Below are 24,419 nucleotides of genomic sequence, written 5' to 3' on the forward strand. Positions count from 1 at the left end.
GGGCGATCAACGTTCCGATTGCGCTCTACCTCCATTCCCCATTCGCGATTCACCATTCCCAACGCTTGAGCCATGTCCTCCCTAGTCACCGCCAGCTGCGAAGCACTCAGTGAAGGTGGCGCGCTTGCGCGTCAGCTCGATGCCTTCGTGCCGCGCCCCGCGCAGCTGCGTTTGACCGGGGCCATCGCCGAGACCTTCCAGCAGCGTGATGTGCTGCTGGCAGAAGCCGGTACCGGCACCGGCAAGACCTACGCCTATCTGGTGCCGGCCCTGCTGTCCGGTTTGAAGACCATTGTCTCCACCGGTACCCGCGCGCTGCAGGATCAGCTCTATCACCGCGATCTGCCGCGGGTGCGTGCGGCATTGGGTGTTGGTCATCGCGCTGCCTTGTTGAAAGGGCGCGCAAATTATCTGTGTCGCTATCGCTTGGATCAGGCACGCGGCGAACCGCGCTTTACGTCGACCGAACAGGTGGCGCAGTTCCAACGTATCCTCACCTGGTCCGGCCGCACCCAATACGGCGATATGGCCGAATTGGACGGGTTGGCCGATGATTCGCCGCTGTTGCCGATGGTCACCTCGACCGTGGACAACTGCCTGGGCACCGATTGCCCGTTCTGGGGCGATTGTTTCGTGGTGCAGGCGCGGCAGCGGGCGCAGGAAGCGGATCTGGTGGTGGTCAATCACCACCTGCTACTGGCCGACCTAGCGCTGAAGCAGGAAGGCTTTGGCGAAATCCTGCCCGGCGCGCAGGCCTTCGTCATCGATGAGGCGCACCAGCTGCCCGAGCTTGCCGCCAACTTCTTTGGTGAAGGCTTTGGTATGCGTCCGTGGCAGGAGCTGGCGCGCGATTGCCTTGCCGAGTGCCGCAGCGTCGCTGGCGCGCAGGCCACCCTGCAGCATCCGGTGGCGACGCTTGAACTGGCCTTGCGAGAACTGCGCGAGGCGATGGAAAAACTGCCGCAACGTGGCACCCGCTGGCGCGCCCTGGCGGTGCCGGCGGTGGCCGAAGGCTTTGATGCGGTCGCTGCGGCGATGGCGCAGCTGCGCGATGCATTGGGCTTTGTGCGTGAAGCCTCGCCCGGACTGGATGCCTGCCATGCACGCGCGCTGGAAGGCGTGTCGCGGCTGTCGCGCTGGTTGGATGACGGTGACAGTGCAGCGGTCGACGAGTGGGATATCGATGAGGTTGCGGTTGCGGCGGGAGAGGGGGCCGCGCCGGCGGCCAGCGATTCGCTGTTCCCCGTCGATGATGGCAACGATGTGCTGTGGTACGAGCTGACGCCGCGTGGTTTCCGCTGCCAGCGCACGCCGATGGACGTATCCGGGCCGCTGCGTGAGCACCGCCAGCGCTCGATGGCGGCCTGGGTATTCACCTCGGCCACGCTGACCGTCGATGGCGGCTTCGAGCACCTGTCCAAGCGCCTGGGTCTGGATGATCCCGATACGCTGGTCCAGCCCAGTCCCTTCGACTGGCAGCAACAGGCGCTGTGCTATCTGCCACAGCAACTGCCCGATCCGGCGGCGCGTGGTTATGGTGCTGCCTTGATTGCAACCCTGCGGCCGGTGCTCGAAGCCTCGCAGGGCAGGGCGTTCCTGTTGTTTGCCTCGCACCGTGCGCTGCGTGAGGCCGCCGATGCGCTGCGTGATGGCCCGTGGCCGCTGTTCGTGCAGGGCGAGGCGCCACGCGCCAGCCTGCTGCAGCGCTTTCGCGAATCGGGCAATGGCGTGCTGCTGGGCGCGGCCAGCTTCCGAGAAGGCGTGGATGTGGTCGGCGATGCACTCAGCGTGGTGGTGATCGACAAACTGCCGTTCGCTGCCCCTGATGATCCGGTGTTCGAAGCGCGGCTGGACGCGATCCGCCGTCAGGGCGGCAATCCGTTCCGCGATGAGCAGCTGCCGCAGGCGGTGATCGCGCTCAAGCAAGGCGTGGGCCGGCTGATCCGCAGCGAGACCGATCGCGGCGTGCTGGTGCTGTGCGACCCGCGCCTGCTCTCGCGCGGCTACGGCAGGATCTTCCTGGATTCGCTGCCGCCATTCCGCCGTACCCGCGCGCTGGCCGATGTGCAGGCCTTCTTTGCGCGACAATGGGCGCCGGAGGCGGATTCCGCCAGCGCGACGCCCTCGGCCGACGCTGGCTCCGAAGCGCCGCCGTTCTCCCTTTCCTGATGTGATGCCATGAAGCTGCTTGCCTTTGAAACCGCCACCGAAGCCTGTTCCGTCGCCCTGTATGTGGATGGGCAGGTATTGGAGCGGTTTGAAGTAGCGCCGCGCCGGCATGCCGAATTGAGCCTGCCGTGGGCCGAGCAGTTGCTGGCTGAGGCCGGTATTGCCCGCAACCAGCTGGACGCCATCGCGTTGAGCCGTGGGCCGGGTGCGTTCACTGGCGTGCGTTTGGCTATTGCCATTGCCCAAGGCATTGCCTTGGCGCTGGACCGACCCTTGCTGCCGGTATCGACCCTGCAGACCTTGGCGCTGCGTGCGCCGGCTGATGCGCCAGGCGTACTTGCGTGCATCGATGCGCGCATGGGTGAGTTGTATGTGGCGCGCTATCTGCGTGATGCCGATGGCGAACTACAGTTGCAGGAGCGTGAGCTGCTGGTTGCGCCGGACGCCGTGCAGCTGCCAGCCGATGACAGCCTCTGGGCCGGCGTTGGCACTGGCTTTGCAGCAGGCGAGGGCGTGTTGAGCGCGCGCCTGCAGTCGCGACTGAGCAGCGTGGATGCGCAGGCCCTGCCAAGTGCTGCCGATGTGCTGAAGATCGCCGTACCGGCAATGCTGCGCGGCGAAGCCATCGCTCCGGAGCTGGTGCAGCCCGCCTATCTGCGCGACAACGTCGCGCTGACCCTGATCGAACAGCAAGCGCTGCGTGATTCCAAGCGCTGAGATCTGCTGGGTTTTGTAGGAGCGGCGTAAGCCGCGAAGCCGGTGTTGTCTGAACTACCGGCCTGATTGCGACCTGAGAATGTACGAGCTTCGCGGCTTACGCCGCTCCTACAAAAAAGCTCGTTCAACGATCGTCGTGCAACTGCCCGCCGGGCAGGAACATCCAGGTGCGGGTGACCTGCAGGATGTCGATGTCGTCTTTGGTCTCGGGCAATGCCGGGAACGGCTGCGCCTGCTCGATCACGCGCAGGGCGGTGGCATCCAGCAAGGGCACGCCGCTGCTGCGCAGGACGCGGCTGCTCTCAACGCTGCCGTCGCGGCGCACGCCGACGGTGATCACCACCTGGCCGGCAAGCCGGCGCTGGCGCGCTTCGTCGGGATAGTTCAGGTTGCCGACGCGCTCGGCGCGGTCGACCCAGGCGCGCAGGTAGTTCGCATAGGCGTACTCACGGGTGCTGGCCGAGACGAACTTGCGGTTTGGGCGCTTGGCATACTGCTCCGAGCGCAGATGCACCTCGGCCGCCAGCCGCGCCATCGCTGCATCGCGTTGTTCGCGCGCGCTCATCGGCGCGTTGGCATCGGGGCGATCCGGCAGCGGTTGGGTCTGTGCGGTCGCAACCGGATCCTTGCCCTGGGTGCTGGTGATGATGCGCGCCTGCGGCGGCGGTGGCGCTGCGGCACTCTGCGCCTGCAGCGGCACCGGTGCCAGCCCGTTCTGCAGCTGCGGCACGATGCCGGCCTGGGAATCGCGTGGGCGTTGTGCCTTGTCGTGGTCGCCGCCGCCCTGCTGGTTGGCCTGGGCAAGGAAATCGGCCTGCTTGGGCGTCAGTGGTGTGCTGGTCTGGCTGAAGATCACATCCAGGGTGGGCACCAGCGGGGCGTTGTCGCTGACCGCAAAGCCAACCCCGAGGATCAGCAGGCCGTGCACCAACGTCGACAGCACCAGGGTGGCGGTCAGTCGTTGCTGTTCGCTGACCCGCGGTGCCGCAGGCAATACGTCAGGCTGGGAATACATCAGGCCAGGCCAGCCTCGATGGCATCAAACAACTGGCCAGCGATGTTCAGGCCGAACTGCGCATCCAGCTCGCGCACGCAGGTGGGACTGGTGACGTTGACCTCGGTCAGGTAGTCGCCAATCACGTCCAGACCGACGAAGCGCATGCCGCGACGTTTCATCTCCGGTCCTACCTGGGCGGCGATCCAGCGGTCGCGCTCGCTCAACGGACGGCCTTCGCCACGGCCGCCAGCGGCCAGGTTGCCGCGGAATTCGTCGCCTTGCGGGATGCGCGCCAGGCAATAGTCCACCGGTACACCATCGATCAACAGGATGCGCTTGTCGCCCGCGCTGATGTCGGGGATGAAGCGCTGCGCCAAGGCCAGGTGCTGGCCGCCGTCGGTCAGCGTTTCCAGGATCACGTTGAGATTGGGGTCGCCGGTGCCGCTGCGGAAGATCGAGCGCCCGCCCATGCCGTCCAGCGGCTTCAGCACGGCCTGGCCGTGTTCAAGCACAAAGGCTTTGAGTTCGCGGGCGTTGCGGCTGACCAGGGTCGGCGGGCAGCATTGCGGGAACAGCAATGCGGCCAGCTTCTCGTTGAAGTCACGCAGCCCCTGCGGGTCGTTGACCACGGTGGCGCCGGCCTGCTGGGCGACGCTGAGGATGTGGGTGTCGTACAGGTACTCGCCATCGAACGGCGGGTCCTTGCGCATCAGTACGATCTGGCCCGGGCCGAATGCCAGCGGGGCGAACTGGCCCAGGCTGAACCAGCTGGCCTTGTCGTCGCGCACCTGCAGCGGGGCAGCCTCGGCCAGGGCCTGGCCACCGTACAGGGACAGTCCGCCGGGGCGCACGTAGTGCAGCCGATGCCCGCGGCGCTGGGCTTCCAGCAGCATGGCAAAGGTGGTGTCCTTGGCGATCTTGATGTCGGCAATGGGGTCCATCACCACGATGACGTCTAAAGGCATGACTTGAATCCAGCAGATCTGGTCGACGATGTTAGCTGTTCAGGGCAGGGTCGCACAGCGCGGAAAGCGGAACGCTGAGGCTGAATGGTGCTGCGCTTTTATTGAGATGCAGGTCACATTACATTGGGGATCGGCCAAGTCCTGCGGACATCGCTTGACAGTTCGTGGCTGGGCTGGGATATAGATGCGCTTTCGCGGCAATATCGCACTTGGTATCGGTCGCGCGTTCGGGGAAGAACTAATGGTTGAAAACATGGCTGCGGGTGGGGAACTCGCAGGGCTGAAGGTGATGGTCATCGATGATTCGAAGACCATCCGACGTACGGCTGAAACACTGCTCAAGCGTGAAGGTTGTGAAGTGGTGACTGCCACTGACGGTTTCGAGGCATTGGCCAAGATCGCCGACCAGCAACCGCAGATCATCTTCGTCGACATCATGATGCCGCGGTTGGATGGCTATCAGACTTGTGCGCTGATCAAGGGCAACCAGCTGTTCAAGTCGACGCCGGTGATCATGCTGTCGTCCAAGGATGGCCTGTTCGATAAGGCCCGTGGCCGCATCGTCGGTTCCGAGCAATACCTCACCAAGCCATTTACCCGCGACGAACTACTAGGTGCCATCCGCACATACGTCAACGCCTGACCAGGGGGAAAGGCACAAAATGGCTCGAATTCTTTTGATCGAGGACTCACCGACCGACAGGGCGGTGTTTACGCAGTGGTTGCTCAAGGCTGGGCACGAGGTGCTGTCGGCTGACAACGCCGAGGACGGCCTGCAGATGGCCCGTGAGCAGGCTCCGCAGCTGGTACTGATGGACGTGGTGCTGCCTGGCATGAGTGGTTTCCAGGCAACCCGCGCGCTGTCACGTGACGAGTCCACCCGTGCCATCCCGGTGCTGATCGTCAGCACCAAGGGCATGGAAACCGACAAGGCCTGGGGCATGCGTCAGGGCGCCAGCGATTACATCGTCAAGCCGCCGCGCGAGGATGATCTGATCGCGCGGATCAACAAACTGGTGGGTTGATGCGTTCTCCATTCGACATCCTTGAAGCCTACGAACGTCGCAGTCTGGCGCACGCGGTACAGCTGCCTGAGCGCAGCTTTTCGCAGGATGTCTGGCGAGGCGTGGGTTACCGCGTTGGCAGCCGGCATCTGGTCTCCGATTTCCGCGAAGTGGTGGAAATCGTACCGATGCCGCCGGTCACACCGGTTCCCGGCGCGCAGCCGTGGTTGCTGGGCGTGGGCAACCTGCGCGGCAACCTGTTCCCGGTGGTGGATCTGAAGAACTTCCTGGAAGGTGAGCGTACGGCGCCACAGGAAGGCCAGCGCGTGTTGATCATGCGCCAGAGCGGCGGCGACGTTGCCCTGGTGATCGACGAGCTGTATGGCCAGCGCAGCTTCGAGGCACCGATGCAGGTGCCGGCCGGTGACATCGCCCAGGGCCGCTATGCGCACTTCGTCGAGCGTGCTTTCCATGATGAAGGCCGTGACTGGGGTGTGTTTTCGCTGTCGCTGCTTTCCCGCACTCCTGAATTCCGGCAAGCGGCCGCCTGATCGGCGCGCTTGCCTCTTCGTATTGAGACCGAGGTCGAACGATGAGTACTGCTCCTGAAGCCGCCAAGGCTGGCAAGCTTGGCAACGTAAGCACCAACTTCTGGTTGGGCTTGTTGGTGCTCTCGATGGTCGTGTTCGGTGCCAACACCGGCGTGGCCACCTGGCAGGGCAGTCGACTGGCAGGTGCCAGTACCGGCGCCGCCGATCTGCAGGTGCTGTCACAGCAGCTGGCAAACCAGGGCCGTGAAGCCGTGGCCGGTAGCCGCGAAAGCTACGCAGCGTTCAAGGACACGCGCAGCAAGGTGGAAAGTACGGTCAGTGAGTTGCAGGGCCGTTACGGTAACGAGACCGGCGTGTCCGGTCCGTTGAACGCGCTGGTCGATACCTGGAAGCCGCTGTCCAAGAACGCCGAACAGATCGTCGCCTCCGAGCCAGCCGTGCTGGCCTTGGCCGGCAATGCCGATGCCTTCGTCGGCGCGGTGCCGCAGCTGCAGGCACAGTTGAACGAAGTGGTGCGGGCAATGACCGCCGGTGGTGCCCAGTCTTCGCAGGTCTACAACGGCCTGCAGCAGGTGGTGGTGGTTGGCACCATGGCCCGCCGCGTTACCGAAATCCGCGCTGGCGGTGCCGGTGCGAGCGGCGCAGGCGACGCGCTGGCACGCGACATGGTGGTGTTCACCCAGGTGCTGGAAGGCCTGCGCAACGGCAATGAGGAAATGGGCATTGCCGCTGTGCGCAATGCCAATGCACAGGTTGCGCTGGAACAATCGGCCAACCAGTGGGCAAAGATGAAGAAGGACGCCGACGCCATTCTGGCCAGCTCGCGCAACCTGTTCGCTGCACAGTCCTCGGCAGCCGCCCTGGCGAGCGGCTCGGACAAGATGCTGCAGAGCAGCCGCAAGCTGTTCGATGCGTTCTCGGCCTTCGGTTCGGCCCGCGATACCCGCATCTTCCCGAACTTCTGGTGGAGCGTGATCTTCGGCGGCCTGTCGGTGCTGTCGATCATCGGCTTCGTGTGGAGCACGGTGCGTACCCGTTCGCGCGAGCAGGACGTGCGTTACCAGACCCAGGTGGAGTTCAACAGCCGCAACCAGCAGGCGATTATGCGTCTGCTGGATGAAATCAGCTCGCTCGGTGAAGGTGACCTGACGGTAAAGGCCTCGGTGACCGAGGACATGACCGGCGCCATCGCCGACGCTATCAACTACGCCGTGGACGAACTGCGCCACCTGGTGACCACCATCAACGACATCTCCTCGAAGGTGGCGGTGTCGGCACAGGAAACCCAGGCAACCGCAATGCAGCTGGCAGAGGCCGCAGGTCACCAGGCCGACGAGATCACCAGCGCCTCGGACCGCATCGGCGAAATCGCAACCTCCATTGAGCAGGTGTCGCGCAACTCCACCGAGTCGGCCGAAGTGGCACAGCGCTCGGTGGTGATCGCCACCGAAGGTGCTGGCGTTGTGCGCCAGACCATTCAGGGCATGGACCAGATCCGTGACCAGATCCAGGAAACCTCCAAGCGAATCAAGCGCCTGGGTGAGTCCTCGCAGGAAATCGGCTCGATCGTGGAACTGATCAACGACATTTCCGAGCAGACCAACATCCTGGCATTGAACGCCGCCGTGCAGGCAGCCTCGGCCGGTGAAGCCGGTCGCGGTTTCGCTGTGGTGGCCGACGAAGTGCAGCGCCTGGCAGAACGTACCTCCGGCGCAACCCGCCGAATCGAAGGTCTGGTGCAGGCGATTCAGGCCGATACCAACGAAGCGGTTACCTCGATGGAACAGACCACCGCCGAAGTGGTATCCGGTGCGCGCCTGGCCGAAGACGCCGGTACCGCACTGACCGAAATCGAGCGCGTCTCCAACGCACTGAACAATTTGATTAAAAGCATCTCCATCGCCGCCAACCAGCAGGCCTCGGCAGCTACCGACATCACCCAGACGATGGGCGTGATCCGGCAGATTACCGGCCAGACCTCGCAGGGCGCCGGGCAGACCGCCGACTCGCTGGGTCAGTTGAACCAGTTAGCGGCAGAGCTGCGCCGTTCGGTGGCCGACTTCAAGTTGCCGGCCTGAACGGACTGATCGGGCGGGGATGCAGAGGAATCAGCAGATGAAGTTTCGTCACAACGCAACGCAGGGCCGCCCGGACGGCATGCAATTGATGCTGCACGGGGGAGTGCGATGAGTACCTTGCGCGATGCGATGAGCCACGCAGCTCTGGGTTGGGTAAAACCCGAGCTGGACGAGACCCTGCGCCAGGTGCGCAACGAGGTCGAAGCGTTCGTGGAAGATCCCAGCGATACCAGCCGCATGCGCTTCTGCGCAGGCTACCTGCACCAGGTGCAGGGCACGTTGCGGATGGTCGAGCTGTATGCCCCGGCGATGGTTGCCGAGGAACTGGAGCTGCTGGCCAACGCGGTGCGTGATGGCGGCATTCCTGATCGCGATGAAGCCTGTGCCACGCTGATGCGCGGCACCGTGCTGCTGCCCGATTATCTGGAGCGCCTGCAGAACGGCCACCGTGATATTCCGATCGTGTTGCTGCCTCTGCTCAATGACATCCGTGCCGCACGCGGCGCTGAAGGCATCAACGAGAGCGTGTTGTTCGCGTTCAATCCAGATGCCAGCGATGCCAGCCCGGATGAGCTGGAGCACGCCCGCGGCAGCTTGAGCGGACGCAACCGCGAACTGCTCGACACCGTCGGTAGTGCGGTCAAGGAAGAACTGATGCGCATCAAGGATGCGCTCGATCTGCATATGCGTATGGATGGCAATCCGGCCGATCTGCAGGTGCAGGTCAATGAGTTGGGTGCCGTCTCCGATACTCTGGGCGTGATGGGCTTGGGCGTTGCCCGTGGCATCGTCGCCCAGCAGCGCGATTCGCTGCGCGAAGTCGTCAGCGGCACGCGTCAGATCGACGACAACCTGCTGCTGGATATTGCCGGAGCGCTGCTTTACGTAGATGCGTCGCTGGACGACCAGGTCGCCCACCTGGGCGCCAATGTCGGCGGTGACGATGATGCCGGTTCGGTGGAAACCCGCCGTACCGTTGAAGTGCTGGCACATGAAGCCATCGCCAACTTCACCGCTGCGCGCGAATCGTTTGTCGCCTTCATCGAGACCAATTGGGACCACGCACGCCTCGCCGAAGTGCCGCGTCTGCTCGGTGAGGTCTCCGGCGCGTTGCGCATGCTGGAAATGCCGGTGCCGGCTGACTACCTGCAGGCCGTGCGTCAGTACATCGACGTGGAGCTGATCGCACGTCAGCGTATTCCCAGCGGGCGTCAGCTCGACACCCTGGCCGACGCCATGGCCAGCCTGGAATACTTCCTGGAAGCCCTGCGCGATCGTCGCCCGGGCCGCGAGGAAATCCTCGACATCACCCGTACCAGTCTGGAAACCCTGCGCTACTGGCCGATTCCTCCGCTGCAGGCCGTGGCCGATGGTATTGCAGTCGGGGCGGTTGCAGCTGAGGTTGCCGCGGCGCCTGTTGCTGATGGCGCAAGCGTCGCTGCAGTCGAAATGGTAGCGGCCGATGCGGTCGAAGTACGGACTGAAATTGTTGAAGCAGCGGCCGAAGAATCGCCGGTTGTTGAGCAAGCGCCGGTCATCGCCGCACCGGTATTGCCGCCGCCGTTGCCGCCGCCGTTGCCGCCACTGGAAGTGGAAGCAAAGCCGCAGGCCGCTGCCGCTGATTACCCGCTGGTGTTTGGCGCGGCGATCAATGCCGTGGCAACTCCGGTCCAGAGCGTGGACGCGCCTGCAGCGTTTGCAGCGCAGGTAACAGAAGTCGCAGCGGAGATATCCGCGTTTGATCCAGTTGCCGCCGAGACATCGGAAGCCGCCGAGAGCAGCTTTAGCTTGGCGCCGATGGTGCTGGAAGGCCATGAGTTGGCGGATTCGAATGAAGTTGAAGCGCCGGCGTCGTTCGCCGCCAGCTTTGATCCGGTCGCCGCCGAGGACCTGACGGTCGCCGGCGCGAACGACAGCTATCGTTTCGATGCATCGCTGCTGACACTGGACGATACCGATACAGAAGCCGCGCACGCGGCCGAGCCTGCCAGCAACGGTTTGGCGGATGCCGAGCTGGTCAACATCGAGTTCGCCGACGCTGATGTGTTCTTCAGCCCGGAGCTGGAAACCGTCAACCCGACCATCGATGACGCAAGCCAAGCGCCGGCCGCTGTCGGCAACGATTGGGAGCTTGCGACGGCGCCGATCGAGCAGGTATCCGCATCGATTGAACCGGTATCCATGCCGACCGAAGCGGTGTCCAAGCTGGATATGGAAACCGCTGCGTTCATGGCACAGCTGGATGCGGCTGCCGAGTCCTTCGATCCGTTCGCAATGCCTGAATCGCTGCAACCGGAGCCGGCTACTGCCGAGATCGCGGCAACTGCTGCCAGCGCAGCCGCGCCGACGCGCACGTTGGCGCCGGCACAGCAGCTTGATGGCGGCTTCATTGATGGCGGCGATGTAATCGATCAGGACATCCGCGAAGTCTTCATCGAGGAATTCGACGAAGAACTCGAGAATCTGGGCAATCTGCTGCCCGCATGGCGCGCTGCGCCTGCAAATATGGAACGACTGCGACCAGTGCGCCGTGTGTTCCATACGCTGAAGGGCAGTGGCCGCTTGGTGGGTGCACGCACCTTGGGTGAGTTCAGCTGGAAGATTGAGAGCATGCTCAACCGCGTGCTCGACGGCAGCCGTCCTGCCAGCCCCGCGGTCATGGCCGCGGTGACGCAGGCCTACGACGTATTGCCGGAATTGAACGCCGCGCTGCGCGGTGTTGGCAGCATCCAGTCCGATCTATTGGGCATGCAGGATGTGGCAGACCGCGTTGCCGCAGGCGAAGAAGCGTTCTACGTGACTGGTGTCAGCGCCGTTGCAGCCGCCGCGCCGGTTGACGAAGTGGTGCCGGAAGCCGGGATCGTTGCGGCTGCAGCGGAAATCGAGGTTGCAGCAGCCATTGAAATCGACGATGCAGAGGGCACTCCAGCATCGGTGGACGAGGTGCTGCGCGAGATTCTCGAAGCCGAGATCGGCGCTCATCTGGTCACGGTCAATACCTGGCTGGCTGGCTCGGTTGCGCAGCCGCAGCCGGTCTCCGAAGACCTGTTGCGCGCCGTACACACCATGAGCGGTGCATTTGCCATGACCGACGTGCCGGTGATCACCCAGATCACCAGCCCGGCGGAAACCTTCGTCAAGCGTTCGCTGGCGGCGGCGGTTACGCCGACTGCCGCAGGCGTGGATGCGCTGGCGCAGATGGCGGCGGCGGTGCACACCACGATTACTGCTTTGCGGGCGCCTTCGCCGCGCATCCCGGCGTTCCCGGGTGTGGCCGAGCGCCTGCAGGCGTTGGTTGATGCCTTGCCGGACGGCAAGTGGCCGCCGATGCAGGCCGAAGATGACCTTGTTGCTGACGATGTAGTGGCTGAGCAGTCGGCAGGTTCGCTGGACAGCAGCATCAGCTCCGAGTCGGTTGGCACGGAAGACCTGTCCGCGTACTTCGACTCCGGCTTGCTGGATGAAACGCCTGGCAGCGTGGCATCGGGGGAAACCACCGAACCGCTGACTGCAGCAGAACCCGAATTCCTGCCGTCTGTTGCTGACGTCAACGAGCACGGCGCGCTTGGAGTAGCCGAGACTGCTGATTTCGTTGCTGCTGAATCGCTGTCGGAGCCGGTCGAAGCCGCTGCCGAAAGCGAGTCGGCAACTGTGGTTGCGGTTGACGAGGTGACCGGGCAGATCGACATCGCCGAATCGGCTGAGGCCATCGAACCAGCTGTTTCGCAGCAGGCTGTCGAAGCCGAGGACCACTATGACGCCGTGCGGGCATCGACCTGGGGTGTTGCAGACGAGGCAGAGGCGCCGGAGCAGGCCGCAGAAGCGACCGATTCGCAGTTGGCTGTCGAAGCTGACGAGATCGAATCCGAGCCGGCTGTCGGCATTGATGCGGATGCCGCATTTGCAACTGAAGCAGTCCACGCGCAGGTCCAGGACAGTCAGCCGAACCAGTCGGCCGCTGCGGAAGCGTCCAGTGATCTGGATGATCGTGACAGTGTGATCGCACGCGCCCTGGCCATCGCTACCGGCGCGGCTGCAGTTGCCGTCGGCGCAGCGCAGCTGGGCTCGACTGATGCCGAAACCGAGGCATCAAGCCCGGCTGAGCTGGCTGAAGAAGGCGAGCTGCCGGTAACGGAAGCCGTTGGACAGGCCGTGGCCGAAGAACAGGCTGACGTTGCTGCGGAGCACGACGAAGTCATCGATGACACTGCCGTACAGACATCGATCGACGTGGCCCAGGCCGATGATGTAGCTGCGATTGGCGATGCGTCGGTTGTGGACGCAGTGTTGGAGCTGGGATCTGCTGACGAAGCTGAAGTCGAAGCAGGGGCGGAAGCAGAAGTCGCTGTCGAAGAGATCGTCGCGGTCGAAGACGCCGCTTCGAACGAAGAAGATGCTTCGGTCGAGGACGCGCTGGCGACTGAAGAAGCCGAGCAGCTTGAACAAGCCGCACAGCTTGATGATGTGGCTGCGAGCGACGTTGTTGAGCCAGCCGCCGTTGAAACCCTCGTCGTCGCAAAGGCGGTACTGGCACCGCTGACCGCCGCGTTGCCGGAACAGATTGACGCGCCGGTCGCTGCGCCTGTGGCGCACGAGCTGGACGCCGGGCCGCTGAACTTCGCCGACCTGGATCGCGAGCTGGTCGATATCTTTGTCGAGGAAGGCAAGGACCTGCTCGACCATTGCGATGGTCTGGTCAACGACATGCGTGCTGCGCCGGAAGACCGCGAAGCGCTGGCCGGCCTGCAGCGTGACCTGCACACCCTCAAGGGTGGCGCACGCATGGCTGGCATCAATGCCATCGGCGACCTTGGTCATGGCATCGAATCGCTGCTCGAGGCTGTTGCAGCCAATCGCACCGAAATCACCCGCGCTGACGTACAGCTGCTGGAGCGCGGTTTCGACCGTCTGCACCAGTTGTTGATCCGCACCGGTGAGCATCGCGCGGTAGTGATGCCGACCGATCTGATCGAGGCCTTCGAAGCGCGTACCGATGGTCGCGCCGAAGCCGCGCAGGCACCGGTTGAAGCAGCTGTCACCGCGCTCGAATCGGCGCCGGAAAGTGTTGCCGCCGTCGACGTGCAGCCGCAGCCGTTGGCCGCGATCGAACCGCTGTCTGCACCGCTGCGCGAAGAGCAGGCCGGCAACGAAGAAGAAGGCACCCCGCGCGGACAGGAGCAGGTGCGTGTACGCGCCGACCTGCTCGATAGCCTGGTCAACCACGCCGGTGAAGTGGCGATCTACCGCTCGCGTCTGGAGCAGCAGTTGGGCGCGTTCCGTGGCGCCATGGCCGAGTTGGATCGCACCAACGCACGTCTGCGCGACCAGTTGCGTCGTCTGGATCTGGAGACCGAAGCACAGATCGTGGCGCGTTACCGTCGCGAGCATGAGCAGGCCGACCAGACCTTCGATCCGCTGGAACTGGACCGTTTCTCCACCCTGCAGCAGCTCAGCCGTGCACTGAACGAGTCGGCGGCCGACTTGGGCGGTCTGCAAGGTGTGCTGGACGACCTGTCGCGCAACTACGACACCTTGCTGCAGCAGCAGTCGCGTGTCAGCTCGGAACTGCAGGATGGCCTGATGCGCGCGCGCATGGTGCCGTTCGACGGCCTGGTACCGCGTTTGCGCCGCGTGGTGCGTCAGGCCGCGCAGGAAACCGACAAGCAGGTACATCTGAAGCTGGAAGGCACCCACGGCGAACTCGATCGCAACGTGCTGGATCGCATGGTCGCGCCGTTGGAGCACATGCTGCGCAACTCGGTTGCCCATGGTCTGGAACAGCCGGCCGCGCGTGCCGCCGCAGGCAAGCCGGAAGAAGGCGAAATCGCCCTGCGTCTGCGCCGCGAAGGTTCGGAAATCGTGCTGGAAGTGGGCGATGACGGTGCCGGCCTGGACCGCGAGGCGATCCGTCGCCGCGCCGAGCAGCGTGGTCTGCTGGGCAGCGACGAGCAGATCGACGATACCCAGCTGGACCAGATGATCTTTGCCTCCGGCTTCAGCACCAGCGAGCAGGTCAGCCAGCTGGCTGGACGCGGTGTGGGCATGGACGTGGTGCGCAACGAAGTGCGCCAGCTCGGCGGCTCGGTGGACATCCACTCGGTGCGTGGCCAGGGCGCGACCTTCACCCTGCGCCTGCCGCAGACGCTGGCGGTCACCCAGGCGGTATTTGTCCGCATCGGCGAAACCACCTATGCGGTGCCGGTGGCATCGGTCAGTGGTATCGGCCGCATTTCCCGCGAACGTTTTGAGTCCGGGCAGGGCGGTTACCACTACAACGGCGAAGACTTCAGCCTGTACAACCTCGGTACCCTGGTGGGCCAGGTTGCGGCCAAGGCCGAAGGCCAGACCGAGATCCCGCTGCTGCTGGTGCGCTCCGGCGACCTGCGCGCAGCGGTGGCGATCGACCAGGTGCTGGGCAACCGCGAAGTCGTGGTCAAGCCGGTGGGCCTGCAGATCGCCTCGGTGCCGGGTATCTACGGCGCCACGATCACCGGCGAAGGCAATGTGGTGGTGATCCTGGACGTGGCACCGCTGGTGCGTCGTCATCTCACCCAGCCGCAGCAGTTGGTGGAACTGGTCGAAACCAACAGCCAGCGCCATGTGCCGCTGGTGATGGTGGTCGACGATTCGCTGACCATGCGCAAGGTCACCGGCCGCGTGCTGGAGCGTCACAATCTGGAAGTGGCGGTCGCCCGCGACGGCGTGGAAGCGCTGGAGCAGTTGGAGGAGCGCATTCCGGACTTGATGCTTCTGGATATCGAAATGCCGCGTATGGACGGCTACGAGCTGGCCACCGCGATGCGTGCCGATCCGCGCTACAAGAACATTCCGATCGTGATGATCACCTCGCGCAGTGGCGACAAACATCGCCAGCGCGCATTCGAGATCGGCGTGCAACGCTATCTCGGCAAGCCGTACCAGGAGCTGGATTTGATGCGCAATGTCTATGACCTGCTGGGGATCGCCCGTGCACGCGACTGACGACACTGCCAAGCCGGTTGCACTGTTGGCCCGTGCCGGTGCCGCCCGCGATCGCCTGCGCGAAGCGCTGGTGGCCGCCGGTGGTCGCATCGTGCTGGAAGAAGACCCCAACCAACTGGAGCCGGCGGCGCTCACCTCGGCCGCGCCGCAGGTAGTACTGGTGGCCTTGGAGCCGGCAGTCGAGGACGCGCTGGAACGGTTGGAGTCGGTGCTGGAGACACCAGAGCTCTCTCTGTTGTTCGAGGAAGCCGAGCTGGCCGCACGCCGCGAAGGCTGGGAAGCACAGCGTTGGATCCGCCATCTGGCGGCCAAGCTGCAGGGCCACGACAACGTGCTGCCGCCGGGCCTGGAACATGAAGAGGCGGAGCCGGCAATCACCTTGGAGCCGGGTCTTCCACCGCGTCCGGCTGACGGGCACCTGGATGCACCGCTGCAGTTCCATCTGGATGAGGCGCAGGTGCAGGCCTACGACCTGCCCGCCGATGAAATCTATGTGGCACCGGCGAGCGCGTTGGAACCGCGACCGGAAGTGCTGTCGTTCGAGGAACTGATCGCAGGGGCGGCGCAGCCGTCGCAGCCGCAGTCACCGAGCACGCCACCGCCACTGCCACCGGAGCTGGTTGTCGCGCCGGTTGAAGCTGAAAGCAAAAAGACGCCGGTTGGCGACTTCAGCAGTTGGTCATTGCTGGAAGACGACGGTTACGAGACGACGCCTGCCGTCACCAGCAGCTCGCCAGTGCCGCCGCCAGCCCTGGCCAGCCTGCTCAACAGCGAGCTGTCGTTGGTCGAAATAGATGAAGGTGCAGCCGAAGGCAATGGCGCGGTGCTGTTGGTTGCCGGTATCGGCGGTCCGGATGCGGTGCGTCGCGTACTGGCCGGCCTACCTGAAGACTTCGCCCGCCCGGTGCTGGTGCAGCTGCGTCTGGATGGCGGTCGCTATGCCAATCTGGTCAAGCAGATGGCGCGGGCGACGCCGCTGCCAGTCACCTTGGCCGACCCAGGTCAGAGCCTGGTCGCCGGCGATGTCTACATTCTTCCCGATGTCATCGGCGTCGAGGCGACGACTGAAGGCCTGCGCTTCTGTGCACAAGCCAATGATCTGCTCGGAGCCCTGCAACCGGACCGCAGTGCGGTGCTGTTGCTCAGCGGTGCCGATGTCGCAATGGTCGAGCCGGTGCTGGAATTTGCCGGCAAGGGTGGCTGGGTGGCGGGGCAGATCGGCGAAGGGTGCTATGACCCGGCCGCTGCCAGTCAGCTGGCTGTCGCTGGCATGAATGCCGGTGATCCGGAATATCTCGCCGCCGAATTGGCTGTGCATTGCGCGGCGTGACCGCAGCGCGACCCAGGAACTGACGATGAGCTACGCAAACAACGATGAAGTCCGTGGGGTACTGATACAGGCCGGTACCGAGCGCGTATTGCTGCCCAATGCGACGGTGGCGGAAATGATGTCCCGCGTGGCGGTCGAGCCGATTGCCAACACCCCCGGGTGGTTGGTCGGGCAGATCGCATGGCATGGCTGGAGTGTGCCGTTGCTGTCCTATGCCGGGCTCAGTGGCCATGGCAATGAAATGGTGACCAGCAACAACAAGGTGGTGGTGTTGAAGGCCTTGGGTGGCAACCCGGACCTGCCATATTTCGCCCTGCTGACCCAGTCCTTCCCGCAACTGATCGCAGTGCCGCGCGACGGCCTGCTGGCCGACGCATCGGAAGAGAGCCTGCCGGTCGGCGTGCACATGCGCGTGCTGCTGGGCGAGCAAAGCGCGCTGCTGCCGGATCTGGACGCGGTTGAAAGCGCCGTCATCCTCGCCCTGGCAGAAGCCGTAGCCTGACCGGCGGTAGTGCCGAGCCATGCTCGGCAGAGGCTTTCCCGGCGATCCTCGGCATTGTGGGAACGGCGTCAGCCGCGAAGCTCGCACTCCATCAGATTGCCGTCCGCTTGGTGATTTCAGCGGCGCCAGCTTCGCGGCTGACACCGCTTCTACAAGCCGATGCCGGGTTTGTCGGCAATGCCCCAGCCGAGCATGGCTCGGCTCTACAGGCAGGGCAGGCAACCGCATGGTGCCGAGCCATGCTCGGCAGAAGCCTTCCCGGCAATCCTCAGTATTGTGGGAGCAGCGTCAGCCGCGAAGCCCGCACTCCATCAGATTGTCGACCGGTTGGTGATTCCAGCGGCGTCGGCTTCGCGGCTGATGCCGCTCCCACAAATCGATGCCGGGTTTGTCGGTAATGCCCCAGCCGAGCATGGCTCGGCTCTACAGACAGGGCAGGTAACTGCATGGATCACCGTAGTGCCGAGCCATGCTAGGCAGAAGCCTTCCCGGCAATCCTCATCTTTGTGTGCGCGGCGTCCGCCGCGAGGTCCGCACTCCATCGGATTGCAGACCGGTTGGTGATTCCAGCAGTGTCGGCTTCGCGGCTTACGCCGCTCCTACAAACCGACATCGGGTTTGTCTGTAATGCCCCAGCCGAGCATGGCTCGGCTCTACAGATCGCCCAAGCGCGCCTGCAGCGCCGCGATCGCGGCAAGGCCTGCGGTCTCGGTGCGCAGGATGCGCGGGCCCAGCTGCAGGCCCTGGAAGCCGGCCTCGCTCAGCTGCTGACGGTCACGCGGTGACCAGCCGCCTTCCGGCCCGATCGCGATCACCACGCCGTTGGCGGGTGCTGCGGGTAGCGAGGCCAGGCGATGCTCCCCAAGCGGGTCCAGGGTCAGTCGCAGGGTCTGTTCGGGTAGCGCTGCCGTGGCTGCCGCCAGCGCCAGTGGGCTGCCGATGGAAGGAATCCGCGCACGCCCGGACTGACCGCAGGCTGAGCCCACCACGTTGCGCCAATGCGCGATACGCTTCTCCGCACGGGCCGCGTCCAGCTTTACCTCGGTCCGTTCGGCGTTGACCGGAATGATGCGGCTGACCCCAAGTTCGGTGGCCTTCTGCAGGATCAGGTCCATCTTCTCGCCACGCGCGATGCCCTGCAGCAAGGTGATGGCCAGTGGCGACTCGTTGTCGATGGCCTGGGCACGGTCGATGTGCACCTGTACCTCGCGCTTGCTGATCGCGCTGATCGTGGCCGCATAGTCGTAGCCATCGCCATTGAACAGGATGCAGCCTTCGCCCTCGCGCAGGCGCATCACCCGGACCAGATGGTTGGCCACATCCTCTGGCAGTGACAGGGTCTGGCCGGTGGCAAGCGGCAGTTCAATCGGGCTACGGGTAAGGCGCATGGGAGTTCTCGCAAAGGCGGTGCCGCGTGCGGAGCGGCTGGGTCTGCTAGCATTTCAACGTCATGAAAACGTATCTGCCAATGCGCATTCTATCGGTCTACCGTCGTTTTGCCCGGAGTGGCGCATGAGTCGCCGCCTGCCACAGATCCACAACGTGGTCGAAGAACACATCGGTCCATTCCGTCAGCAGCAGCTGGATCTGGAGTTCTCCAACGGCGAACGGCGCCATTTCCAGCGCCTGGTCAGCGGCGGTCACGGTGCTGTTGTGGTGGTGCCGATGCTCGATGAGGAGACCGTGCTGCTGGTGCGTGAATACGCAGCCGGCCTGCACCGCTACGAACTGGGCCTGGTCAAAGGCCGCATCGATGAAGGCGAAACGCCGATCGAAGCGGCCGATCGCGAACTCAAGGAAGAGGCCGGTTATGGCGCGCGCAAGCTGGATGCGCTGCGCAGCCTGACCTTGGCACCTACTTATATGAGTCATCAATCCACGCTGGTGGTGGCGCGCGACCTGTATCCGCAGCGCCTGCCCGGTGACGAGCCGGAAGAGCTGGAAGTGGTGCCATGGAAGCTGGCCGAGCTGGACCAGCTCATGCTGCGCGAAGATTTCTCCGAGGGACGCTCGCTGGCGGCCCTGTTCATTGCCCGTGAGTGGCTGCGAGGTGGCGCATGAGCGCAGTAGTAGATGAAGCCCTGCGCGAAGGCGTGCTGGATATCGCCCAGCGCGCAGGTGCGGCGATCATGCAGGTCTATGCCAGTGGTTTTGATATCGAGCAGAAAGCCGACGACAGTCCGGTCACTACTGCTGATCTGGCCGCGCACCGGTTGATCGTTGCGGGCCTGTCGCAGCTGACCCCGGATATCCCGGTGCTGTCCGAAGAGTCGGCGCAGCTGCCATGGGAGACGCGCCGGCAGTGGCAGCGTTATTGGCTGGTGGATCCGCTGGACGGCACCCGCGAGTTCATCAAGCGCAATGGCGAGTTCAGCGTCAACATCGCGCTGATCGATCAGGGCGTATCGGTGTTTGGCGTCGTGCAGGCACCGGTGACCGGGGTCATCTGGCACGCGCAGCGCGGAGGCCAGGCCTGGCGCCGCAGCGGTGAACAGCAGGACGCGATCAACACCCGTGTGCCACCGGCGTCGCCGTTGCGGGTCGCCGCCAGCCGCTCACATGCCAGTGCGCGCACCGCGACTTTGTTGGCGCGGATGGGGGAGATCGAGCTGATCGCGCAGGGTTCCTCGCTGAAGTTCTGCCGCATCGCCGAGGGCACACTGGACGTGTACCCGCGGCTGGGGCCAACCAGTGAGTGGGATACCGCCGCCGGCCAGTGTGTGCTGGAAGCGGCAGGTGGAGTGGTATTGGCCGCCGATGACGGCGTGCCGTTCGCCTACAACCAACGCCCGCGTCTGCTCAACGGTGACTTCGTTGCCATGGGTGATGCCTCGCTGCCATGGCAGGAGTGGGTGGCCGGGCTTTGATGCCCAGCTACTGGCTGCCTGCAGTGAACTTCAAACGCCGGCAATTGCCGGCGTACTCGTAATGAAAGGTGATGCAACCATGTCCGAATTGACCGATATCCAGACCCTGCTGCAGATCATGGCGCGTCTGCGCGATCCCCAGGGCGGATGCCCGTGGGACCTGGAACAGGACTTCGCCAGCATCGCGCCGTATACGGTGGAGGAGGCCTACGAAGTGGCCGACGCCATCGACCGCAACGACCTGCCGGATCTGAAGGACGAGCTCGGCGATCTGCTGCTGCAGGTGGTATTCCACGCACAGATGGCCAGCGAGCAGGGCGCGTTCAATTTCGGCGATGTGGTGGCCTCGATCAGCAACAAGATGATCCGCCGTCACCCGCATATCTTCGGCAACACCGAGGTCAGTGACGCCGATGAAGTGCTCGCCAATTGGGATGAGATCAAGCGTAGCGAGCGCGCCGCCAAAGGCGAGCAGGATGGGTCTGCATTGGCCGGTATTTCGCGTGGACTGCCGGAGTGGCTGCGCGCCACCAAGCTGCAGTCGCGTGCCGCCCGCACCGGCTTCGACTGGCCGGATGCAGTGCCGGTGCTGGACAAGTTGCGCGAGGAAATCGACGAAGTGCAGGCCGAGTTCGAGCTTGCCGCAACCGGCGTGGACAACAAGGCCCGCCTGCAGGAAGAACTGGGCGACGTGTTGTTTGTCTGCGCCAATCTTGCCCGCCACGCCAAGGTCGATAGCGGCACCGCCCTGCGTCATGCCAACCACAAGTTCGAGCGCCGTTTCCGCGCGATGGAAGCACTTGCGGCTGAGCAGGGAAAAGCAATGTCTCAGCTTGATCTGCAGCAGCAGGAGGCACTCTGGCAGCAGGTGAAACTGCAGGAAAAGGACGCGGCGAAGTGAAAACCCTGGCGTTGTTCCTGCTCACCGCATTGGCTGAGATCGTCGGCTGCTATCTGCCGTGGCTATGGCTGCGGCAGCAAGGCAGCCCGTGGTTGCTGCTGCCGGCCGCCGCCAGCCTGGCCCTGTTTGCTTGGCTGCTGACCCTGCATCCAGCCGCCAGCGGGCGCGTCTATGCCGCTTACGGCGGCGTCTATGTCTGCATGGCGCTGCTGTGGCTATGGCTGGTGGATTCAGTCAAACCCACCCGCTGGGACCTGCTCGGCGGCGGGCTCTGCCTGCTCGGTATGGCGGTGATCATGTTTGCCCCGCGCAGCAACTGAAGCGCCTATGCTGGCCGCATCCCTACCTGGATGCCGGCCATGTCGCGTTTCAGCAGCTTCCGCGAGTTCTATCCGTTCTACCTGGGTGAGCACAGCAACGTCATCAGCCGTCGCCTGCACTTCATCGGCAGCTGCGGTGTGCTGCTGTGTGTGGCGATGCTGCTGTGGAGCGGCCAGCTGCGTTGGCTGTGGTTTGCACTGCTATGCGGCTATGGGTTTGCCTGGGTGGGGCACTTCTTCTTCGAGAAGAACCGGCCGGCGACCTTTCGCCATCCCTTCTATTCATTTGCCGGTGACTGGGTGATGTTCGTCGACATCCTGCGCGGGCGGGTGCGCCTGTAAGCGCATACCCAGTTGTTTCCGGGGCTGTCGCTATACTCGGCCCATCAATCAGCACAAGGAGCGATCTCATGGGCAGCGGAGCAGGGTTGTTGGCGTTGGTGGTCGTGGTGGCCGGCATCATCGTGCTGTTCAAGACGGTGCGGATGGTGCCGCAGGGCTACGAGTGGACGGTGGAGCGCTTCGGCAAGTACACGCACACGATGACCCCCGGTCTGCACTTCCTGATTCCAATTGTTTACGGCGTAGGTCGCAAGGTGAACATGATGGAGCAGGTGCTGGAAGTACCCAGCCAGGACGTGATCACCCGGGACAATGCGGTGGTGCGGGTGGATGGCGTGGTGTTCTTCCAGGTGCTGGACGCGGCCAAGGCAGCCTATGAAGTGGCCAACCTGGAAGTGGCAATGATCGCCTTGGTACAGACCAATATCCGTACCGTGATCGGTTCGATGGACCTGGACGAATCGCTGAGCCAGCGCGAAACCATCAACGCCAAGCTGCTCAACGTGGTCGACCACGCCACCAATCCGTGGGGTGTCAAAGTCACCCGCATCGAGATCAAGGACATCCAGCCACCGGCCAACCTGGTGCAGTCGATGCAGCAGCAGAAGATGGCCGAGCAGAACAAGCGCGCTGCCATTCTGGAATCCGAAGGTATCCGCCAATCGGAGATCCTGCGCGCCGAAGGCCAGAAGCAATCCGCCGTGCTGGAAGCAGAAGGGCGCAGGGAGGCCGCATTCCGCGACGCCGAGGCACGCGAGCGTCTGGCCGAGGCCGAAGCCAAGGCCACCACGATGGTGTCCGATGCGATCGCCAACGGCAGCGTGCAGGCAATCAACTACTTCATCGCACAGAAGTATGTGGAAGCCTTCAGTGAACTGGCCAACTCACCCAACCAGAAGCTGGTGCTGATGCCGATGGAGGCGACCGGTGTGATCAGCTCCATTGCCGGTATCTCGGAACTGGCCAAGGAGGCTTTCGCCAAGCAGGGCGAAACCAAACAGCCCGCACGCGGCAACCCGCCGCCGTTGGGGCGCTGAGTCATGCGCTGGGAAGTGGTGATCTGGGCGGCGCTGGCGGTGACCCTGTTCGCCGCCGAGGCGTTGGCGCCAGGCGCTTTCATGCTGTGGATGGGCATCGCCGCAGCGGCGGTGTTCCTCACCGTCTGGGCGATCGACGGCATGAGTGTGCTGCTGCAGGTGATCCTGTTCGTGGTGCTGAGCTTTGTCTCGATCCAGGTTTACCGCACCTGGTTCCGGCAGCGGGCCCGGCCCAGCGACCAGCCCTTGCTCAATCGCCGCGCCGAACAACTGATCGGGCGGGTGGTGACGCTGGATCAAGCCATCAGCGCCGGCGTCGGCCGGGCCAAGGTGGACGATGCGTTCTGGGTGGTCGCCGGCCCCGATCTGCCGCAGGGCAGTACGGTGCGGGTGGTAGCCGTGGATGGCATGACGCTGAAGGTGCAGGCGGTCTGAATACTGACGCGGTGCTGCCGTTGTGGCAGTGCCGCAGGTTTTAAAAGTAACCATCTGGGATAATGGCGGTCCCCTTAGTGTGGAACGGCCATGACCCAGAAGACTTTGCTCAACGAAACCCACCGCTCACTCGGCGCCAAGATGGTCGACTTCGGTGGTTGGGACATGCCGATCCACTACGGCTCGCAGATCGACGAGCACAACCTGGTCCGCACCGCCGCCGGCATGTTCGACGTCAGCCACATGACTGTGGTCGACCTGAAGGGTGCACGCACCCGTGAGTTCCTGCGCCAGTTGCTGGCCAACTCCATCGACAAGGTCAAGGTCAGCGGCAAGGCCCTGTACTCGTGCATGCTCAATGCGCAGGGTGGGGTGATCGACGACCTGATCGTCTACGTCCTGGCCGAAGACATGTTCCGCATGGTGGTCAACGCATCCACCCGCGAGAAGGACCTGGCCTGGATCCGTCAGCACGCCGAAGCGTTCGGCGTCGAGGTGGTCGAGCGCGAAGACCTGGCCATCATCGCCGTGCAGGGTCCGCAGGCGCGTGCGCTGGTCGCCGGCCTGGTGGCCGAGTCTGATCGTGCCGCGCTGGACAAGCTGGCTCGCTTCGCCGCGCTGGAAGTCACTTCCACCGATGGCGTTGAACTGTTCGTCGCACGTACCGGTTACACCGGCGAAGACGGCTACGAAGTGCTGCTGCCGCAGAGCGCGGTCGTCGCGTTCTGGAATGCATTGCTGGCTGCTGGCGTGAAGCCGGCTGGTCTGGGTGCGCGTGACACGCTGCGCCTGGAAGCCGGCATGAATCTCTACGGCCAGGACATGGATGAGACCATCACCCCGTACGAGGCGGCGCTGGCATGGACCGTGGCGCTGGATGATCTGGCTGATGGCACGCCGCGCGCCTTCACCGGTCGTGCGGTGCTGGAAGCGCAGAAGGCCGCAGGCAATGCGCGGCAGATGATCGGGCTGGTGATGGACGAGAAGGGCGTGCTGCGCCACGGCCAGAAGGTGCTCACCGCCAATGGCGAAGGCGAGATCCTGTCCGGCACCTTCTCACCCACGCTGGGCAAGGCGATCGCCTTCGCACGCGTGCCGGCCGGCGCGCCGGGTGATGTGCGGGTGGACATCCGCGGCAAGGAAGTGCCGGTGCGTATCGTCAAGTTCCCGTTCGTGCGTGACGGCCAGGCACAGGCCGGCATCAATCTTTGACCTGTAGGACC

General features: G+C 64.2%; 20 protein-coding genes. 17 read left to right on the plus strand and 3 right to left on the minus strand.

Annotated elements, in window-relative coordinates; all coding sequences use genetic code 11:
- Positions 1–72: 72 nt before the first annotated feature.
- Both yoaA and tsaB read left to right on the plus strand, forming a co-directional pair.
- Positions 73–2,169, plus strand: a complete 2,097-nt coding sequence (gene yoaA / locus ACVOLZ_RS11465) for a DNA repair helicase YoaA (RefSeq protein WP_481516249.1) — start codon at positions 73–75, stop codon at positions 2,167–2,169.
- Positions 2,170–2,178: 9 nt separating this feature from the next.
- Complete coding sequence (tsaB, locus tag ACVOLZ_RS11470; RefSeq protein ID WP_481516250.1) at positions 2,179–2,886, plus strand: tRNA (adenosine(37)-N6)-threonylcarbamoyltransferase complex dimerization subunit type 1 TsaB; 708 nt, start codon at positions 2,179–2,181, stop codon at positions 2,884–2,886.
- A 124-nt stretch (positions 2,887–3,010) separates the two neighbouring features.
- Here the strand turns inward: tsaB and ACVOLZ_RS11475 are convergent, their stop codons facing one another.
- Complete coding sequence (locus ACVOLZ_RS11475; protein ID WP_481516251.1) at positions 3,011–3,901, minus strand: energy transducer TonB; 891 nt, start codon at positions 3,899–3,901, stop codon at positions 3,011–3,013.
- Entirely contained in the window at positions 3,901–4,848 is a 948-nt protein-coding gene (gene gshB, locus ACVOLZ_RS11480) for a glutathione synthase (RefSeq protein ID WP_481516252.1), read from the minus strand. Before gshB ends, ACVOLZ_RS11475 begins: the two co-directional genes overlap by 1 nt.
- Positions 4,849–5,089: 241 nt before the next feature.
- Here gshB and pilG point away from each other — a divergent pair, with 241 nt between their 5' ends.
- The 7 genes from pilG (at position 5,090) to ACVOLZ_RS11515 (ending at position 17,294) form a co-directional block, all read left to right on the plus strand.
- Complete coding sequence (gene pilG / locus ACVOLZ_RS11485; protein ID WP_057628851.1) at positions 5,090–5,491, plus strand: twitching motility response regulator PilG; 402 nt, start codon at positions 5,090–5,092, stop codon at positions 5,489–5,491.
- 19 nt (positions 5,492–5,510) lie between these two features.
- Positions 5,511–5,873 carry a response regulator gene (locus tag ACVOLZ_RS11490; RefSeq protein ID WP_481516253.1) on the plus strand — a complete coding sequence of 121 codons (363 nt, stop codon included), beginning with the start codon at positions 5,511–5,513 and terminating at the stop codon, positions 5,871–5,873.
- On the plus strand, positions 5,873–6,403 hold the full coding sequence (locus ACVOLZ_RS11495) for a chemotaxis protein CheW (RefSeq protein ID WP_062166655.1): 531 nt from the start codon (positions 5,873–5,875) through the stop codon (positions 6,401–6,403). Before ACVOLZ_RS11490 ends, ACVOLZ_RS11495 begins: the two co-directional genes overlap by 1 nt.
- A 41-nt stretch (positions 6,404–6,444) precedes the next feature.
- Complete coding sequence (locus tag ACVOLZ_RS11500; protein ID WP_481516254.1) at positions 6,445–8,481, plus strand: methyl-accepting chemotaxis protein; 2,037 nt, start codon at positions 6,445–6,447, stop codon at positions 8,479–8,481.
- 108 nt (positions 8,482–8,589) lie between these two features.
- Complete coding sequence (locus tag ACVOLZ_RS11505) at positions 8,590–15,462, plus strand: hybrid sensor histidine kinase/response regulator (RefSeq protein ID WP_481516255.1); 6,873 nt, start codon at positions 8,590–8,592, stop codon at positions 15,460–15,462.
- The gene (locus ACVOLZ_RS11510; RefSeq protein ID WP_481516256.1) at positions 15,449–16,792 is read left to right on the plus strand and encodes a chemotaxis protein CheB; all 1,344 of its coding nucleotides are present in this window, start codon (positions 15,449–15,451) and stop codon (positions 16,790–16,792) included. The genes ACVOLZ_RS11505 and ACVOLZ_RS11510 overlap by 14 nt, the downstream gene beginning before the upstream one ends.
- 25 nt (positions 16,793–16,817) lie before the next feature.
- Complete coding sequence (locus tag ACVOLZ_RS11515) at positions 16,818–17,294, plus strand: chemotaxis protein CheW (protein WP_282271128.1); 477 nt, start codon at positions 16,818–16,820, stop codon at positions 17,292–17,294.
- A gap of 653 nt (positions 17,295–17,947) precedes the next feature.
- Here ACVOLZ_RS11515 and ACVOLZ_RS11520 read toward each other — a convergent pair.
- Positions 17,948–18,682 (minus strand): 16S rRNA (uracil(1498)-N(3))-methyltransferase, encoded by a 735-nt coding sequence (locus ACVOLZ_RS11520; protein WP_481516257.1) that lies wholly within the window; start codon positions 18,680–18,682, stop codon positions 17,948–17,950.
- A gap of 124 nt (positions 18,683–18,806) precedes the next feature.
- Here ACVOLZ_RS11520 and nudE point away from each other — a divergent pair, with 124 nt between their 5' ends.
- From nudE to gcvT, 8 genes are all read left to right on the plus strand, one after another.
- Positions 18,807–19,355, plus strand: coding sequence for an ADP compounds hydrolase NudE (gene nudE, locus ACVOLZ_RS11525; RefSeq protein ID WP_481516258.1), 549 nt, complete (start codon positions 18,807–18,809; stop codon positions 19,353–19,355).
- Positions 19,352–20,161 (plus strand): 3'(2'),5'-bisphosphate nucleotidase CysQ, encoded by an 810-nt coding sequence (cysQ, locus tag ACVOLZ_RS11530; protein WP_481516259.1) that lies wholly within the window; start codon positions 19,352–19,354, stop codon positions 20,159–20,161. The genes nudE and cysQ overlap by 4 nt, the downstream gene beginning before the upstream one ends.
- Before the next feature lie 79 nt (positions 20,162–20,240).
- Entirely contained in the window at positions 20,241–21,062 is an 822-nt protein-coding gene (gene mazG / locus ACVOLZ_RS11535; RefSeq protein ID WP_481516260.1) for a nucleoside triphosphate pyrophosphohydrolase, read from the plus strand.
- The gene (locus ACVOLZ_RS11540) at positions 21,059–21,382 is read left to right on the plus strand and encodes a YnfA family protein (RefSeq protein ID WP_296252628.1); all 324 of its coding nucleotides are present in this window, start codon (positions 21,059–21,061) and stop codon (positions 21,380–21,382) included. The genes mazG and ACVOLZ_RS11540 overlap by 4 nt, the downstream gene beginning before the upstream one ends.
- 39 nt (positions 21,383–21,421) lie before the next feature.
- Complete coding sequence (locus ACVOLZ_RS11545) at positions 21,422–21,724, plus strand: Mpo1-like protein (protein WP_481516261.1); 303 nt, start codon at positions 21,422–21,424, stop codon at positions 21,722–21,724.
- Positions 21,725–21,792: 68 nt separating this feature from the next.
- Complete coding sequence (locus ACVOLZ_RS11550; RefSeq protein ID WP_481516262.1) at positions 21,793–22,761, plus strand: SPFH domain-containing protein; 969 nt, start codon at positions 21,793–21,795, stop codon at positions 22,759–22,761.
- Between the two features lie 3 nt (positions 22,762–22,764).
- Positions 22,765–23,196, plus strand: a complete 432-nt coding sequence (locus ACVOLZ_RS11555) for an NfeD family protein (protein ID WP_481516263.1) — start codon at positions 22,765–22,767, stop codon at positions 23,194–23,196.
- A 90-nt stretch (positions 23,197–23,286) separates the two neighbouring features.
- Complete coding sequence (gene gcvT / locus ACVOLZ_RS11560) at positions 23,287–24,408, plus strand: glycine cleavage system aminomethyltransferase GcvT (protein ID WP_481516264.1); 1,122 nt, start codon at positions 23,287–23,289, stop codon at positions 24,406–24,408.
- Positions 24,409–24,419 lie beyond the last annotated feature (11 nt).

It is taken from the genome of Stenotrophomonas sp. STEN020, from assembly GCF_056760195.1.